Consider the following 16,367-nt stretch of genomic DNA (forward strand, 5'->3'; position numbering starts at 1 on the left):
GTATGCTCCTAATTATTTAAATTGCTCAACTTTATTTAATAAATCATCTATAAAATCGCCTATTACAGTAATATGTCCCATCTTACGTCCATTCCTGATGTCAGCTTTACCATAGTCATGTAAATGCCAATCAGGGTGATTATTGAGGTTTTTTCTTGCGACTTCAATATTAGATCCTAATAAATTAACCATCACAGCTTTATGATCCATTTTTATTTTAGGAATTGATAAACCACAAATACATCTAATATGTGCTTCAAATTGTGATATGTTACATGCTTCAATAGTATAATGTCCTGAATTATGTGGTCTTGGAGCCATTTCATTAACAATCAATTCATTGTTTGGTAGCAAAAAGAATTCAATGCCAAGTACTCCTGTTAAATCTAATTTTTGAGCTATCTTTACGGCAATATTTTTTGCTTTTTCATGAACTAAATCGTTTACACGGGCTGGAACAATACTAGTATGCAATATATGATTTTTATGGATGTTTTCACTTAAAGGAAAAGTTTCTATCTGATTTTGATTATTTCTTGCAACCATAATCGATACTTCCTTATTAAATTTTACTTTTTCTTCTAGTATCCATTCACGATTATTTAATTTTTTTAATGCTTTATGTTTGTCTTCTTCATTATTAATATCAATTTGGTCATGACCATCATAGCCACCTTCACATGTCTTTAATATGCTAGGAAATCCTATTTTACTTATAGCAGCTTCTAAATCACTTTCACTATTAACATACTGATAATTTACAACTGGTAAATTATTATTAAATAAAAAATCTTTTTCTCTTTTACGATGACTATTAATCGACAACTCATTTAATTTTTGTGGAACTAAAACTTTGTCTTTTATTTTTTTAATTGAGTTTTGATCTACATTTTCAAACTCATAGGTAATTAGATTAGATTTATTTGCTAAATTATTTAATGCTTTTTGATCATTATATTCAGCAATTATTTGAAAATCGGCTACCTGAGATGCCGATGAATGAGGCGTGGGATCTAAAATACCAACTTTATATCCCATAGATTTTGCAGATAGTGCCATCATCTGTCCTAATTGTCCACCACCTAAAATTCCAATGGTATTTTGAGGTAAAACTAATTTATTAGAGCCTTTCATTGCTATTAATTGCCTCCTTAGTTTGATCTCTTCTAAATGTATCCAATTTATCTGCAACTGTTGGATTATTTAAAGCGATTATTTGTGCTGCTAAAATAGCTGCATTTTTTGCTCCAGCATCTCCAATGGCAACTGTAGCCACTGGAACACCTGCTGGCATTTGAACCATTGATAATAGTGAATCCATTCCATTCAATGACTTAGTTTGTATTGGAATCCCAATAACCGGTAAATCTGTATTTGCAGCCATCATTCCAGGTAAATGTGCTGCTCCACCTGCTGCCGCAATTATTATTTTATAATGTTCGGATTTTGCTGAAGAAGCAAACGTTTGTAGTTCATTGGGCATCCTATGGGCAGAAATAACATGTTTATCAAAGGATACATTTAATTTTTTAAGCAATTCGGTCGTGACCCTAACTTTATCCCAATCAGATATAGATCCCATAACTAATGCTACATCCATAAAAATATCTCCTCCTTATATGTAATAACTTCATATTATCAACTAATTTTACATTGGTCAACTAAAAAGACGAACAACATTGGCAATTGTTTTTAAAATGTTCGCATTTGCTAATGGAAAATAAAAAAGGGACATGCTAAATGCATACCCCCCAGACTAATAATTAAAACTAATCACATATATTATTAAATTAAATATAATTATTAATATTGAAATAAATAAAATAAGATTTTCTTTTTTTCCACCAACTTTGTATCTAAAAAATCCTTTTTTGCGAACATTAACATTTTTATCGAACGGATAAAACCATCGAACCCCTTCAATTGAGAAAGAATCTTCAATTATATGTAATAACGTCCCAAAGGAAACACCATAATATAATAGTTTTAAGAAAGAATTATCAAATAAAAACTGCCCATTTAAATAATCATTACTAGATAAATAGTATGATATAAAAAATAATAATGCTATTATCCATATTGTATGTGACCACGTTCTATGTCCCCACCAAGTCATTGGTTTTGCTGCTAATCCAACCTTTTTATTTATCTTTGTTTGTTTTTGATCAATATCAGGTAACTGGGCTCCAATCCATATGCCGATTATCTCTGTTCCAGATATTAATAATGATTGATGTTCTATATTTATAAAACCTAGTGTAATTGCTTCGGATAAAGCAATGTGTGTTCTTCTTAAAGCCAATTATTATCTATCCTTTTATTTTCTTTTTATTTTATCATATTTGTTAGTTAAAGTAACTATTTATTTATGATAATTAATAAAAAAGAGCTCATTGATGTGAACCCCAAAAGTTGGACAACTTTTACTAGGATATTAATCCCAAATATTGATTTGGTGATTGGTATCCTAGTTTTTCTTTTATTCTATTATTATTGTAATCCTTAATCCATGCTTTCATGGCATGGATTAAGGATTCTTTTGTATTATAATGAATATTCATCATTTTTTCATAATATGAAAAAATGATTCCATCTGTGCATTATCTAAGCATGTCCCTTTACGGGACATAGACTGAATCGCATTATATTTTTTCAATGTATTAGCCCAACTATGATGTTGATATTGAAAACCTTGATCACTGTGCACAATAGTTCTATAAGGTAATGATTTTAGATTAAGCATTGCTTCATTTAGTGCCTTTAAAGTAAAACTTACATTTGGATGTTTACTAATATTAAAAGATATTATTTTGTCTGAATATAAATCCATTACTGGTGATAAATAAAACCGATGGTTTATATCTTCATTGCCATATCTAAATTCACTAACGTCAGTAGTAATTTTTTGCCCAAATTTATTGGCTGTAAAATCACCATTTAATATATTATAAGCAATCTTGCCTACTTGACCTTTATATGAATTATACTTACGTTTGCGTCGACTAAACAATTTACATTGCCAATTATTACGTTTCATTATCTTTTGTACACGTTTATGATTGATATTTAGTCCGGATTTCCTTAATACTGCAGTTACCCTACGGTATCCATAAGCAGTATGTTTTAGAATGATTTTTTTATTTGCTTTTCAATACCACATTTATTGAAAGAAAGCGTAGCTTTCTTAAGATTATAATAATAAATACTCCGAGGATACTCAATAATCTTTAAAATATAGCTCTTGGAGAAATTCTTTAATTGATGAATAAGTTTGTTTACACAAACAAATTGACTACTATTATTATTTTCAATTTTAATTTTTTCATAATGATATTTAACCATATATTTTTTAGCTAAAGCTTTTTGATGTGCGTTTATGATTGATTTAGTTTTCTTCATTTTAGGGCGGCCACGTTTGTTGTACAATGATCGTATGCCTTTGGTCTCCATTCTTCTCTGCCAAGTGAAGATAGTACTACTGGCAGATATATTGAATTGAAGTGCTGTTTCTGGATACGACTTGTGGTGGGTGTGCATCCAATTCAGCACTTTTATTTTATACTCACCAGAATACACTTTACCGTAATTTCTTACAATTAAACCCTTTAAGCCGTAGGCTTTATACATATTAATCCATAGCAAAACAGTACTATTATTCACAATATTATATTTTTTACAAAGATAAGTTGAACCATATCCTTGTAGATATTCTAAAACAACATTTAATTTAAATTCATAACTAAATTTAAACAAAAAATGACCCCCAAAATATTGAACAATTTCTTGTCCAACTTTTGGGGGTCACTTCACATTTATGAGCTCTTTTTTATTTTTTCCACTTAGTATCTTTAAATTGTTGACGACCACCAAGTTCTTCAATTTGATTCCTTAACGGATTCTTTTTATAAAAATCTTGATGATATTCTTCAGCGGGATAAAATGTTTTAGCATCTTCAATTTTAGTAACAATTGGTTCATCAAACATACCGCTGTTAGCTAACTCTTCTTTAGAATTTTCAGCAATCTTTCTTTGTTCATCACTATTTACAAAGATAACTGGACGATAACTATCTCCTCGATCTTGGAACTGACCTGAAGCATCTGTTGGATCTGTTTGTCTCCAATAAATGTCAACTAATTGTTTATAGGAAATTATTGAAGGATCAAAAGTTATTTCAACCGCTTCGGTATGACCAGTAGTATGTGAACATACCTCTTCATAAGTTGGATTAGGAACATGCCCACCTGTATATCCAGAAATTACCTTTTCAATACCAGCTTGCTGATCAAATGGTTCTACCATACACCAGAAACATCCTCCAGCAAAGATTGCAGTGTCTTTATTCATAATTTAATCATCCTCTCTTATTTAAAGCTGTCTAGATATTCTCCATATCCTGATTCTTCTAATTTATTTACTGGAATAAATTTTAATGATGCAGAATTTATACAGTATCTTAAACCACCCTTATCTTTAGGACCATCAGGAAATACATGGCCTAAATGAGAATCTGCTTGACTACTCTTAACTTCATTTCTAACCATTCCATGTGAAGTATCTAAGTTACTATTAATATTTTTTTGATCAATTGGTTTCGTAAATGCCGGCCAACCACAGCCAGAATTATACTTATCTCTGGAAGTAAAAAGTGGTTCTCCAGAAACAATGTCAACATACAATCCATCTTCAAAAAAATCATCATATTTATTTGTAAATGGCATTTCAGTACCTGCATTTTGAGTTACATTATATTGTTCATCTGTCAAAACCTTTTTTAAGTCTTCTTTATTGTATTTAGTCATAAATAGCAACTCCTTAGTAAAAGAATACATCTTGTACGACATATATTATATAATACTCATTTTTATATATAATGCAAGCTTAACGAATAAAAAATACTCCTTAAGGAATTAAATTCCCAAGGAGTATTGATATAAAATTAATCTAAAATATCAGTTAATGGTGGCACAACTTGTTTCTTTCTTGAAACAACACCAGGTAAAGCAATTGTATCTTCTTCAGAAAGCTTACCATTAAAGGCTTTCTCAACAGCATCTTTGGGTTCACCTACAACAATTAATTCTGAATTACTATCTAAAACATTAGTAGCAATAACTAAGAATAAATCATAACCTTCAGATTCTGCTTCTGATTTCATTGCTTTTTTCAAATTATCTTTACGTTTTAACACATCATTTAAATCTACAGTATTAATTTGATCGATACGAATAGATTTTCCACCCATTGTAAATGATTTAGCATCACCATCAATTAAGTCTTCATCAGATCTGGCATCAACGTTAGTACCAGCTTTTAGCATTTTGATACCATAATCTTCATAATCAACATTGGCAATTTTTGCTAATTCTTTTACTGCATTTTTATCAACATCAGTTGTTGTAGGTGACTTTAATAGTAAAGTATCTGAAATAATTGCTGATAACATTAATCCAGCAATCTTTTCAGGAATCTCAACTGATTTTTCATTAAACATTTCAAATAATACAGTGCTGACACAACCAACTGGTTCTGCACGGTAGAATAATGGCTTTTCAGTATTAAAGTTAGCAATACGATGATGATCAACAACATGTGTAACATTTAATTTATTAATATCAGAAACACTTTGTTGTGGTTCATTGTGGTCAACTAACATAACTGAGTCAACTTCTGGCTTAGCTTCTTTAATAACACGAGGAGCTTTTTGATTAAATTGATTTAAAACAAATTTTGTTTCTTCATTAGGTTCTCCTAAAGCGACAGCTTCGACGTCATAACCTAACTTTTCTTGTAAATATGCATATTCAATAGCAGCACAAATTGCATCTGTATCTGGACTTTGATGCCCAAAAACTAATTCTTTAGCCATTAAAAAATCCCCTTTAAAATTTTAATCTTTTTCCTTAAGTCTAGATAAGTAATCTTTTTCTTCTAAAAACTTATCAAATTGATCTAAGAAATTACCAATACGAGGAATTAGACGTTTGTTTTTACGATAAACAAATGCTAAATCAAACTTAATATTGGGGGTCATTTTAGAAACCCATGCATCTATATTTTCCATTTTATTAACATCTTTGTCAATCATAAATGAACTAGGCAATGCCGTATTTGAACCAGTTTCTAATGCAAATTTTAAAATTTGATTAGGCGTTGTAAAACGAGCGGCACTTGTAGGTAAATCTACTAATTGATTTTTAAACTTTTCTTTTAAAATAAAGTCTAAGAAATAACCTTCTGGATAAGTAACCCAAGGAGTATCTATAGTATCCTGGAATCTCACTTTACTATTGTTAGATAACTTTTTATTATGATGAATAAACATCAAGTCATCACTAATAATCTTTTTAGCTTCATAAGGTTTCCAATTTTTAATAGATGAGTCTGGCAAATACATAATCGCTAAATCAATTTGGTTATTTTCTAAAGATTCCCAAATTTCTTTACGAGTTAACATACGAAGGTTAATTGTCAAAGAAGGATTTTCTTTATACATTTCGATGCTAAAATCTTCAAGAACTTTATCTTGAATTGATGATAATACACCAATATTAATTTCTCCACTAGTTGCACTATTAGATTGCTCAATTTCATCTGCTGTTTCATTTAAAATGCTATAAATTTCCTTTGTTGATTTAAGCATAATATTTCCAGCTGCTGATAATTTAAGCTTTTTACCAATAGAATAAAACAATGGCGAACCAATTGTTTTTTCTAATTTTTTAATCTGTTGGGTTAATGCTGGCTGAGTTATACCCAATATTTGTGCAGCCTGAGTGTAATTCATAGTATCAGCTAATTGTAAAAAATACGTTAATGTTTTGGATGAAAAAATATTTTCTTGTCTAGTCTTTTTCATAACTTACTCCTAATTTTTAATGATAACAAATTATTATAGTTATACGATTCAAGTTATAATGATAAACTATAAAATTATAAATAACAAGAATTTTATTATAATTATAAATAATTACTTTTATATAAAATTATTTATTAACAACTACATTAGGATTCAATATTTTCATTTTAAGTGGCATTCCCTCGTGATTTAGATCAATAACGGCAGATCCATTTGATTGTCTATCATTAACAGGATGGTCACTTGGAATAATATCATGGTGCCTATTACGATCCGTAAAGACCCTAATTGGAGTAAAATCGTCTTCAGTTTTTTGGAGTTTTATAAAATCAGCTACTTCATGAGCATTGCGTTTTAATGGTTTTAAAACTTGCACTCCTCTACGACCACGACTTGCTAAAGGAATATCTTTAGATAGCATATTTTTATAAAAACCACGTTGAGTAATCATTGCTAGCATATCATCGTCATTAACTAATTGGAAGTTAACTACAAATTCATCATCTCTAAGTTCCATAGATTTAACACCGGTGGTTCTTGCACCATTAGTTGAAACTTGTGAAATTTCAAATTTAGTGGACAAACCAACATTTGATACAAGTACAACTTCTGGATTATCATCTTTGCTAACATATTTAACATTAATAACTCTTGCATCATCGCTCTTTAATTTTTCATACATAGTTGCATGAGAACGATAAGTACGACCTGGTAATAATTTGCTAAATTCTGTTTGTTTAATATATCCATCACTTGTTGCAATCAAAAATTTACCAGTTTCTTTTAATGAATTAAAAGTAAATATGTTTATAATTTGTTCATCATTATCTAAACCAATGGTTTGAGAAATATGTTCACCTGTTTCTTTCCATTTAGCATCAGCTATTTCATGAACTGGGCGATAAATTAAATGGCCTTTATTGGTAAACATAAATATATGATCTAATGTACTCATTTCAGATGAAAAAATTGGATAGTCATCTTCTTTTAGTCCATTTTCTTCAACATCAGAAGCTTTATAAGATCTAATGCTACTACGTTTTAAATAACCATCATGACTAACTAAAACAACCACATCTTCATCAGGGACAGTCACATTCTTACTAATTTTAAGCTCTTGTACATGTTCTTCAATTTTTGTGCGACGAGAATTACCATAATTTTTTTGAATTTGCTTAAATTCCTTAGTCAATACTTTATCTAATTCATTTGGATCATTTATAATCGTATTATATTCAATAATGGCTTTGCTTAATCTATCATTTTCTTCTTGCAATTCAGTAACATCAGTATTAGTTAAACGATACAATTGTAATTTTACAATTGCATCAGCTTGTTTACTGGAGAAGTCATATTCCTTAACTAAATTTTGACAAGCATCTTTTCTATTATTACTTGATCTAATAGTTTTAATTACCTTGTTTAAAATTGATAATGCTTTAATCAAGCCATTAACAATATGTTGACGATTCATTGCATTTTTTAAATCAAATTTAGTTCTGTTAGTAACTACATTCCTTTGATAACCAAGATAAGAGTCTAAAATTGTTTTTAATGGTAATCTTTCAGGACGCATATGATTAATAGCAACTACATTAAAATGATAGTTAACTTGTAAATCAGTATTCTTAAATAGGTAATTTAAAATACCTTTAACATCAACATCCCTTTTTAACTCAATTGCAATTGAAAGACCATTACGATCACTTTCATCTCTAACTTCTGCAATTCCATCAATTTTTTTATTAATTCTAATTTCATCAATTTGCTTAACCATTTGCAACTTATTGACATCATAAGGAACTTCAGTAACACGAATAAGTGATTTATTACCACGTAATTGTTCAGTATTAGTCTTGGAACGAATAACAATCTTGCCACGACCAGTTTGATATGCTTTTTTAATACCATCTAATCCTTGAACAATTCCACCAACCGGAAAGTCAGGTCCCTTAATAAACTGCATTAGTTCATCTAAAGATGCATCCGGATGCTTTTGCAAGTATATAAGAGCATCTAATACTTCTGATAAATTATGAGGAGGAATTTCAGTTGCATATCCTGCAGAAATACCAGTTGCTCCATTAACTAATAAATTAGGAAAACGTGATGGCAATACAGTTGGTTCTTCTTCAGTATCATCAAAATTTGGTACCCAATCAACTGTATCTTTATCAATATCACGTAACATTTCAGATGAAATTTTACTTAATCGAGCTTCTGTATAACGCATTGCAGCTGCAGGATCACCATCCATAGAACCATTATTACCATGCATTTCAATCAATGGTTCCCGTAATTTCCAATCTTGACTCATTCTAACTAAGGCTTCATAAATCGAACTATCACCATGAGGATGAAAATTACCCATTACATTACCAACTGATTTAGCTGACTTTCTGAACCCTTTGTCATAAGTATTACCATCTTTATTCATTGCATAAAGAATACGACGTTGAACGGGTTTCAATCCATCCCTAATGTCTGGTAGAGCTCTTTCTTGAATGATTGATTTAGAATAACGACTAAAACGTTCACTCATAATTTGTTCTAGGGTTAATTTTTCAATAATTGATTTTTTGTCCAACTAAATTAACCTCCTTTATTCAGTTTCTTCTTTTTTAGTTTTATCTAAAATACTCCCATCTTCTTCAAGATTAAACTCAACATTTTGTTCAATCCATTCACGACGTGGTTCTACTTTATCACCCATTAAAGTAGTAACTCTCTTCTCAGCTAATGCTGCATCATCAATGTTTACTTGAATTAAGGTGCGATTATCAGAGTCCATAGTGGTTTCCCACAACTGATCAGCATTCATTTCACCTAGGCCTTTAAAACGTTGTAATGAAGGATGTTTACCAAAATTCTTTAGTTTTTCATCCATTTCGTCATTAGTCCAAGCATAATCTACTTTGTTACTACGTCCTTGCTTTTGCTGAATCTTAAACAATGGGGGTAAAGCAATATAAACTCTTCCTTGTTCAATCATTGGACGCATGTATTTATAGAAAAATGTTAATAATAGAATTTGAATATGAGCTCCATCATCATCAGCATCCGTCATAATGATGATCTTATCATAATTAGCATCCTTAATATTAAATTCAGGACCAACTCCAGCACCAATGGTATAAATCATAGTACTTATTTCTTCATTCTTTAAAACATCATCTAATTTAGCACGTTCAGTATTTAATACTTTACCTCTTAAAGGTAAGATTGCTTGATGCTTACGATCACGACCCTGTTTAGCTGAACCACCAGCAGAATCACCTTCGACCAAGAATAATTCATTCTTAGAAACATCTTTTGATTGAGCAGGTGTTAACTTTCCAGACAATAAACGTTCTTTTTTATGATGCTTTTTGCCACTTCTACTTTCATCGCGGGCTTTACGAGCAGCTTCACGGGCTTTACGAGCCCTTAATGATTTTTGAACTAAACTTTGTGCAAAATCACCATTTTCCATTAGATAGTATCCTAGTTGTTCAGAAACAACGTTATCGACTATCGATCTTACCTCAGGGCTACCTAATTTTTCTTTAGTTTGGCCTTCAAATTGAAGCATTTCTTCAGGAACTTTAATAGAAATAACAGATGATAAACCTTCACGAACATCTGAACCATCTAAGTTCTTTTCTTTTGGTTTTAATAATTTAACTTTTCGGGCAAATTCATTAAAAGATTTAGTCCAAGCACTTCTAAAACCAGACTCATGAGTTCCACCATCTTTAGTACGTACATTATTAACAAAAGATAAAGTATTCTCAGTATAGCCATCGTTGTACTGAGCAGCTACTTCAACTTCAACGCCATCTTTTTTACCGTCAAAATACATAATGTTGTCACCCAATGTATGCTTGTCTTCATTTAGGTAAGCAACAAATTCTTTAATTCCATCTTCATAATGGAATGTATCTTTTTGTTCTTGTCCACTTCTTTCATCAGACAAATTAATTTTAATACCGTTTAATAGAAAGGCAGATTCTCTTAAACGTTGTTTTAAAATATTATAATTAAAAATAGTTGTTGTAAAAATACTATTATCAGGTTTAAATGTCACAGTAGTTCCACTATGATCACTGGTCTTACCAACAGTTCTTAAAGTTTCTACTGGATGACCACCATCTTTAAAATCTTCCTCATATTTATATCCATCACGGACAATAGATACGCTTAAGCTAGTTGAAAGTGCGTTTACAACACTAGAACCAACTCCATGTAAACCACCAGAAGTTTTATATCCACCATTTTCTGAGAATTTACCCCCAGCATGTAATACAGTAAAAATAACTTCAGGCGTAGGTTTACCAGATGAATGCATTCCAACTGGCATACCACGACCATGATCTACAACCGTGATACTATTATCTGGATGAATTGTAACGTCAATTTCGTCACCAAAACCGGCTAATGCTTCATCAACTGCATTATCAACGATTTCATATACTAAATGATGTAATCCCTTGCTATCAGTAGAACCAATATACATTCCGGGACGTTTTCTAACTGCTTCCAATCCTTTTAAAACCTGAATTGAAGAGTCATCATAATTCTGTGTATCTTTAGGCATTACAAAACACTCCTTTACTACAATATAATATATTACCTTATTTAATATGCATTTTAAAGGGGAATAAATATAATGTAGAACATTTGTTCCCTTTTATAAAGTTGTCATAATCAATATAAATGGTAAAATTAAATAATAATATATTTATGGAGGAAAAAAGTTTGAAACTAGCTATTTTATTAATAATTGCCTACTTATTAGGTTCTATCCCTAGTGGTATATGGATTGGAAAATGGTTCTTTAATGTAGATGTTAGAAAGCATGGTTCTGGTAACATTGGTACAACTAATACTTATAGAGTACTAGGTAAGAAAGCAGGTACTATTGTTATGATTATGGATATCTTAAAAGGAACCTTAGCAACTTCACTACCCTTCTTTTTTAATGTAAACATATCACCCATTATTTTTGGAATATTTGCGATTTTGGGACACACATTTTCAATTTTTGATAAATTTAAAGGTGGAAAGGCTGTTGCAACTAGTGCAGGAATGTTACTAGCTATTCATCCAATTTTATTTTTATGCGCATGTATTTTTGAATTTTCATTCACTTATATAACTAGCATGGTAAGCTTAGCAAGTATGATCTCATTTCCATTAATTGTAATCTTATTATTTTTAGACAATGATCCATGGTTAGGTACAATTGGTTTGTTGCTAACCATTTTTATTTTCATTAGACATAGAAAGAATATAATTCGAATTAAAGAAGGAAATGAAAACTTAGTTCCATTTGGATTAATATATAATCATAGAAATAAATAGCAAAAAAAATAAATAACCCTAAAAGTAAGGTTATTTATTTTTTTGCTATTTAAGTTAAAGTAACTTTTAATTTATGATGGGTTATAAAAAAAGAAGCCCTAATAAAGTAGCTTCTTTAAAAAATTTCAATTGAATAATTAGTATTATATGTTTGTTCTGATAATAAATGTTTGATTCCATTTTTATGAGCTAAGATACCATCAGCATTAATATCATCAGCTACACCCCACCATGGTTCTAAACAAACAAATGGTGCATTTTTGGCTGACCATAATCCTGCATATTCTGGTTTATTAGCTTCAACTTCAACACCATGATCAAAATTTTTATTACCTAAACGACAAATTAGTTTCTTATCATTTATTTTGATAACCTTAGCATCATCATAAAAGATTTCATGTTTTAATTGTAAAAGTTTAGATAAATCAATATCGGAAACATTGTTTAAATCAATATAAGGTGCTTTAAAAGGAACTTGTTTATAAGTTCTTTGTGGAAAAACATTAATATAATATTCACTATAGTCTTTCTCAGATAAGTTATCTAAAGGAACATTAAAGGCAGGATGTGCTCCCACTGAAAACAACATTTCATTTTGACCATCATTAGTAACACTTATTTCAGCTTTCAATTTAGAACCAGATAATAAATAACTAATTGTTAAAGTAAAATGAAATGGGTACATTTCAAATGTTGATGCATTCGATTTTAACTGCATTGTAACAGCATCATTAGTCCTTTTGGTAACTGAAAATTCCATCTCTCTGGCAAATCCATGTTGCCCCATAGAATATTTTTTACCATCATATTCATATTGGTCATCTTTTAGGCGACCAACTATTGGAAATAAAATGGGGGCATGTCTACCCCAAAAATTACTGTCTGCTTGCCAAATATATTCAATGTTTTGATCATTCTTTATACTTGTAACTTCAGCACCTTTTGTGTTGATTATGACTTTCAAGTACTCATTACCTAAATTAACTAGCATCATAACCCTCCGAAAATTCATAATATCTTAAGTTTACAATAAAAATAATTAAAAATAAAACAATTTTTTCACATGCTAAGCTCTGGGAAAGAATTTATTATAATTTTTTAAAAGATTCTCACTAGTAACGTGGGTATATATTTGAGTTGTTGATAAACTACTATGTCCTAATAATTCCTGTACTGTTCTCAAATCAGCACCATTATTAAGCATTTCAGTAGCAAAAGTATGTCGAAGCATATGTGGATGGATTTTTGTTGTTAATGATGTATTTTTTATAATTTCATCCATAGCATATTCAATGCCACGACTAGTAATATGTTTACCATGTTGATTAACGAAAACAAAGTCATGCTGTTGATGATATTCTTGCATCAATGGTCTACGACATTTATTTTCATAATCATCCAATGCTTTAATTAGATACCTCCCGAATGGTAAATATCTTTGTTTATTACCTTTACCAATTACAGTAATAATTCTATTTTCAAAGTCAATTGCATCATAAGATAGATCCGCACATTCACTAACACGCATCCCTGTGTCATAAAGAGTTTCCAATAAAGCATAATTACGATAATTTAACCTTTTGTTATTTCCTAAACTAGCTCCTTTGAAAAGCTCCAATAATTCCTTTTGATAAAAGAACCTAGGTAAATGGCCACTATGTCGTTTTAAATTAACAAAAGAAAATGGATTTTCATTGATCAAATCATTCTTCATCATAAAATTATAAAATGAACTTAAAGATGATATCTTTCTGGCAATAGTATTCCTACTATCATCATTTTTACGTAAATGATTTAAATAAGTTTCAACATCTAAATCATCTATTTGTAGTAATTTACGATTATTATCGTGCATCCCATTAACAAATTGATCTATGTCGTTTTTATAAGCAATAGCTGTATTATCAGAATATTGACGTTCGTCTTTTATATATTCCATAAACCAGTCAATTAATTCTTTATCATTATATTTTTCCATTTTAAATCACTCATTCTAATAAAAAGAGCCCTTAAATAAAATTAAGAGCTACATTATTATTTTTGAACATCCTCTTTATAATCACCATTAGGACAAACTACCTGAATGCCACCTTTAACTTTTTTCTCAACCAAATATTCACCATCTTTAGGACAGTCTCTACCAATTGGTTTATTCCAAGTAACAAAATCACATTCTGGATATCTTGAGCAACCATAAAAGATTCTGTTTTTCTTAGATTTTCGTTCAATAACATCGCCTTTTTTACATTTGGGACAAGTAACCCCAATTTTCTTAACAATTGCTTCTGTATTACGACAATCTGGAAAACGAGAACATGCGTAAAATTTACCATAACGTCCCATCTTAATAACCATTGGGGCCCCACAAATTTCACAATTATAACCGGCAGGTTCATCTTTAATTTGAACATCCTTCATATTTTTCTCAGCATTTGCAACTTCTTTAGAAAATGGTTTATAGAATTTATCTACTACCTTAATCCAATTTTGCTTAGCTTCTTCTATCTCATCAAGATTATTCTCCAAATCGGCAGTAAAATCAATATTAATAACATCAGGGAAATATTGCTCAATAATATCATTAACAATTTCACCTAATTCGGTAGGCTCAAACTTACGGCCCACTAATTTTACATAATAACGACGTTGAATTGTGCCCAGTGTTGGTGCATAAGTGGAAGGACGACCAACTCCGTTTTGTTCAAGCGCATGAATTAGTTTTGCTTCACTATATCTTGCAGGTGGTTGAGTAAAATGTTGATCAGGATTATATTTTAACATGGTAATTTGATCGCCTTTTTTAATCTCAGGCAATATATTATCTTTTTCTTTACCACGTTTATAAACTTTTAAGAAACCATCAAATTTTAATTTAGAACCATTCGCTCTAAAATCTACTCCATTTTGGTTCATATTAACAGTCATTGTATCCATAATAGCTGGAGTCATTTGACTTGCTAAGAAACGACACCATATTAAATTATAAAGTTTATACTGATCATTACTCAAATAGCTCTTTAAACTAGCAGGAGTACGATGCACTGAAGTAGGACGAATAGCTTCATGGGCATCTTGAGCTCCTTCAGGTAACTTACCTTTAATTGGTTTAACTGCAGCATATTCAGCTCCATAATTTTCATGCAAGAAACTAGATGCTTCGTGCTTAGCAACCATAGAAATTCTGGTTGAATCAGTTCTCATATAAGTAATCAAACCTTGATTACCCTCTTTACCAATATTAATTCCTTCATATAACTGCTGAGCATTCATCATTGTCTTTCCAGTTTTGAAGTTTAATTTATTATTAGCATCTTGTTGCATTGTACTAGTAGTAAACGGTTGTTGGGGCTGACGTTTTCGCTCTTTCTTAACAACACTAGTAACATCAAAGGACTTGTTCTTATCAATTTTGCTTAAAATTGATTTAACTTCTTCGTTATCATTAATTTCAGTTTTTTTACCGTTCAAGCCATAAAAGTTAGCTTTAAAGTCATTACTAGCTTTTTTCATATCAGCATCAATTGTCCAATATTCTTTGGGAACAAAATTTTTAATTTCACGTTCTCTTTGAATAATTAGCCATAGTGCTATTGATTGAACACGACCAGCACTTAAACCCTTCTTAACTTTTTTCCATAATAGTGGTGATATTGAATACCCCACTAATCGGTCTAATACTCGACGAGCTTGTTGGGCATCAACCAAACTCATATCAATTGTACGAGGATGCTTAAATGCTTCTTTAACCGCATCCTTAGTAATTTCATGAAAGGCAACTCGATTTTCATCATTTTCATCTAAGCCTAATAAATGTGATAAATGCCAAGCAATAGATTCTCCTTCACGGTCAGGGTCAGATGCTAGATAAACGCTTTTGGCTTTTTTCGCTTCTGAACGTAAGTCTTTAATTGTATCTCCTTTACCACGAATAGAAATGTAATGAGGAGCGTAGTCGTTCTCAATATCAACCCCCATCTTACTTTTAGGCAAGTCACGCACATGCCCTTTACTTGCAATCACACGATATGTTCTACCAAGATATTTTTGAATTGTTTTAGCTTTAGTAGGCGATTCAACAATAACTAATTTTTTCTTGGGTGATCGTCTTTTCTTTTTTTTAGTTGTTTTTGTAGTCATCCATATCCCTCATTAATTTATAATCTT

At 30.5% G+C, this 16,367-nt stretch carries 16 protein-coding genes; 1 reads left to right on the top strand and 15 read right to left on the bottom strand.

Translation table 11 applies throughout. The features are described from left to right. Positions 1–12: 12 nt before the first annotated feature. The 12 genes from purK to parE all read right to left on the bottom strand — a co-directional run bounded on the left by purK (position 13) and on the right by parE (position 11,436). Complete coding sequence (purK, locus tag DY123_RS02665; RefSeq protein ID WP_140924037.1) at positions 13–1,134, bottom strand: 5-(carboxyamino)imidazole ribonucleotide synthase; 1,122 nt, start codon at positions 1,132–1,134, stop codon at positions 13–15. Then, positions 1,121–1,600 (bottom strand): 5-(carboxyamino)imidazole ribonucleotide mutase, encoded by a 480-nt coding sequence (purE, locus tag DY123_RS02670; protein WP_140924039.1) that lies wholly within the window; start codon positions 1,598–1,600, stop codon positions 1,121–1,123. Before purE ends, purK begins: the two co-directional genes overlap by 14 nt. Positions 1,601–1,756: 156 nt before the next feature. After that, positions 1,757–2,302 carry a metal-dependent hydrolase gene (locus tag DY123_RS02675; RefSeq protein WP_140924041.1) on the bottom strand — a complete coding sequence of 182 codons (546 nt, stop codon included), beginning with the start codon at positions 2,300–2,302 and terminating at the stop codon, positions 1,757–1,759. Between the two features lie 124 nt (positions 2,303–2,426). Continuing rightward, positions 2,427–2,564: an IS3 family transposase gene (locus DY123_RS02680; RefSeq protein ID WP_140924043.1), complete on the bottom strand. Its 138-nt coding sequence runs from the start codon at positions 2,562–2,564 to the stop codon at positions 2,427–2,429. After that, the gene (locus tag DY123_RS02685) at positions 2,561–3,133 is read right to left on the bottom strand and encodes an IS3 family transposase (protein ID WP_140924044.1); all 573 of its coding nucleotides are present in this window, start codon (positions 3,131–3,133) and stop codon (positions 2,561–2,563) included. Before DY123_RS02685 ends, DY123_RS02680 begins: the two co-directional genes overlap by 4 nt. After that, positions 3,124–3,753 carry a helix-turn-helix domain-containing protein gene (locus tag DY123_RS02690; RefSeq protein WP_140924046.1) on the bottom strand — a complete coding sequence of 210 codons (630 nt, stop codon included), beginning with the start codon at positions 3,751–3,753 and terminating at the stop codon, positions 3,124–3,126. The genes DY123_RS02685 and DY123_RS02690 overlap by 10 nt, the downstream gene beginning before the upstream one ends. Before the next feature lie 73 nt (positions 3,754–3,826). After that, on the bottom strand, positions 3,827–4,348 hold the full coding sequence (gene msrA / locus DY123_RS02695; protein ID WP_140936395.1) for a peptide-methionine (S)-S-oxide reductase MsrA: 522 nt from the start codon (positions 4,346–4,348) through the stop codon (positions 3,827–3,829). A 17-nt stretch (positions 4,349–4,365) separates the two neighbouring features. After that, the gene (gene msrB, locus DY123_RS02700; RefSeq protein ID WP_105964619.1) at positions 4,366–4,803 is read right to left on the bottom strand and encodes a peptide-methionine (R)-S-oxide reductase MsrB; all 438 of its coding nucleotides are present in this window, start codon (positions 4,801–4,803) and stop codon (positions 4,366–4,368) included. Positions 4,804–4,940: 137 nt separating this feature from the next. Beyond that, a complete protein-coding gene (locus tag DY123_RS02705) occupies positions 4,941–5,870 on the bottom strand; it encodes a manganese-dependent inorganic pyrophosphatase (RefSeq protein WP_140924048.1) in 930 nt (309 codons plus the stop codon). Positions 5,871–5,891: 21 nt separating this feature from the next. Further along, a complete protein-coding gene (locus DY123_RS02710; protein ID WP_105964621.1) occupies positions 5,892–6,860 on the bottom strand; it encodes a LysR family transcriptional regulator in 969 nt (322 codons plus the stop codon). Positions 6,861–6,987: 127 nt separating this feature from the next. Further along, complete coding sequence (parC, locus tag DY123_RS02715; RefSeq protein WP_140924050.1) at positions 6,988–9,447, bottom strand: DNA topoisomerase IV subunit A; 2,460 nt, start codon at positions 9,445–9,447, stop codon at positions 6,988–6,990. 15 nt (positions 9,448–9,462) lie between these two features. Continuing rightward, the gene (gene parE, locus DY123_RS02720) at positions 9,463–11,436 is read right to left on the bottom strand and encodes a DNA topoisomerase IV subunit B (RefSeq protein ID WP_140924052.1); all 1,974 of its coding nucleotides are present in this window, start codon (positions 11,434–11,436) and stop codon (positions 9,463–9,465) included. A 146-nt stretch (positions 11,437–11,582) separates the two neighbouring features. Here parE and plsY point away from each other — a divergent pair, with 146 nt between their 5' ends. Beyond that, a complete protein-coding gene (gene plsY, locus DY123_RS02725; protein WP_108982215.1) occupies positions 11,583–12,203 on the top strand; it encodes a glycerol-3-phosphate 1-O-acyltransferase PlsY in 621 nt (206 codons plus the stop codon). A 115-nt stretch (positions 12,204–12,318) separates the two neighbouring features. Here plsY and DY123_RS02730 read toward each other — a convergent pair whose 3' ends face one another. The 3 genes from DY123_RS02730 to topA form a co-directional block, all read right to left on the bottom strand. Continuing rightward, the gene (locus tag DY123_RS02730) at positions 12,319–13,194 is read right to left on the bottom strand and encodes an aldose 1-epimerase family protein (RefSeq protein WP_165807704.1); all 876 of its coding nucleotides are present in this window, start codon (positions 13,192–13,194) and stop codon (positions 12,319–12,321) included. Between the two features lie 75 nt (positions 13,195–13,269). Next, positions 13,270–14,181 carry a tyrosine recombinase XerC gene (locus tag DY123_RS02735; RefSeq protein WP_108982153.1) on the bottom strand — a complete coding sequence of 304 codons (912 nt, stop codon included), beginning with the start codon at positions 14,179–14,181 and terminating at the stop codon, positions 13,270–13,272. A 56-nt stretch (positions 14,182–14,237) separates the two neighbouring features. Then, complete coding sequence (gene topA, locus DY123_RS02740) at positions 14,238–16,340, bottom strand: type I DNA topoisomerase (protein WP_140924054.1); 2,103 nt, start codon at positions 16,338–16,340, stop codon at positions 14,238–14,240. Positions 16,341–16,367 lie beyond the last annotated feature (27 nt).

The organism is Apilactobacillus micheneri (genome assembly GCF_006493595.1).
GTDB lineage: Bacteria > Bacillota > Bacilli > Lactobacillales > Lactobacillaceae > Apilactobacillus > Apilactobacillus micheneri.

Bases quoted from the DNA above. Each gene is read 5' to 3' on its own strand.
- purE (WP_140924039.1), bottom strand. From the start codon at position 1,600: ATGGATGTAGCATTAGTTATGGGATCTATATCTGATTGGGATAAAGTT.
- topA (WP_140924054.1), bottom strand. From the start codon at position 16,340: ATGACTACAAAAACAACTAAAAAAAAGAAAAGACGATCACCCAAGAAA.
- DY123_RS02705 (WP_140924048.1), bottom strand. From the start codon at position 5,870: ATGGCTAAAGAATTAGTTTTTGGGCATCAAAGTCCAGATACAGATGCA.
- DY123_RS02730 (WP_165807704.1), bottom strand. From the start codon at position 13,194: ATGCTAGTTAATTTAGGTAATGAGTACTTGAAAGTCATAATCAACACA.
- DY123_RS02680 (WP_140924043.1), bottom strand. From the start codon at position 2,564: ATGATGAATATTCATTATAATACAAAAGAATCCTTAATCCATGCCATG.
- plsY (WP_108982215.1), top strand. From the start codon at position 11,583: ATGGAGGAAAAAAGTTTGAAACTAGCTATTTTATTAATAATTGCCTAC.
- DY123_RS02735 (WP_108982153.1), bottom strand. From the start codon at position 14,181: ATGGAAAAATATAATGATAAAGAATTAATTGACTGGTTTATGGAATAT.
- parE (WP_140924052.1), bottom strand. From the start codon at position 11,436: ATGCCTAAAGATACACAGAATTATGATGACTCTTCAATTCAGGTTTTA.
- msrA (WP_140936395.1), bottom strand. From the start codon at position 4,348: ATGAATAAAGACACTGCAATCTTTGCTGGAGGATGTTTCTGGTGTATG.
- purK (WP_140924037.1), bottom strand. From the start codon at position 1,134: ATGAAAGGCTCTAATAAATTAGTTTTACCTCAAAATACCATTGGAATT.
- msrB (WP_105964619.1), bottom strand. From the start codon at position 4,803: ATGACTAAATACAATAAAGAAGACTTAAAAAAGGTTTTGACAGATGAA.
- DY123_RS02710 (WP_105964621.1), bottom strand. From the start codon at position 6,860: ATGAAAAAGACTAGACAAGAAAATATTTTTTCATCCAAAACATTAACG.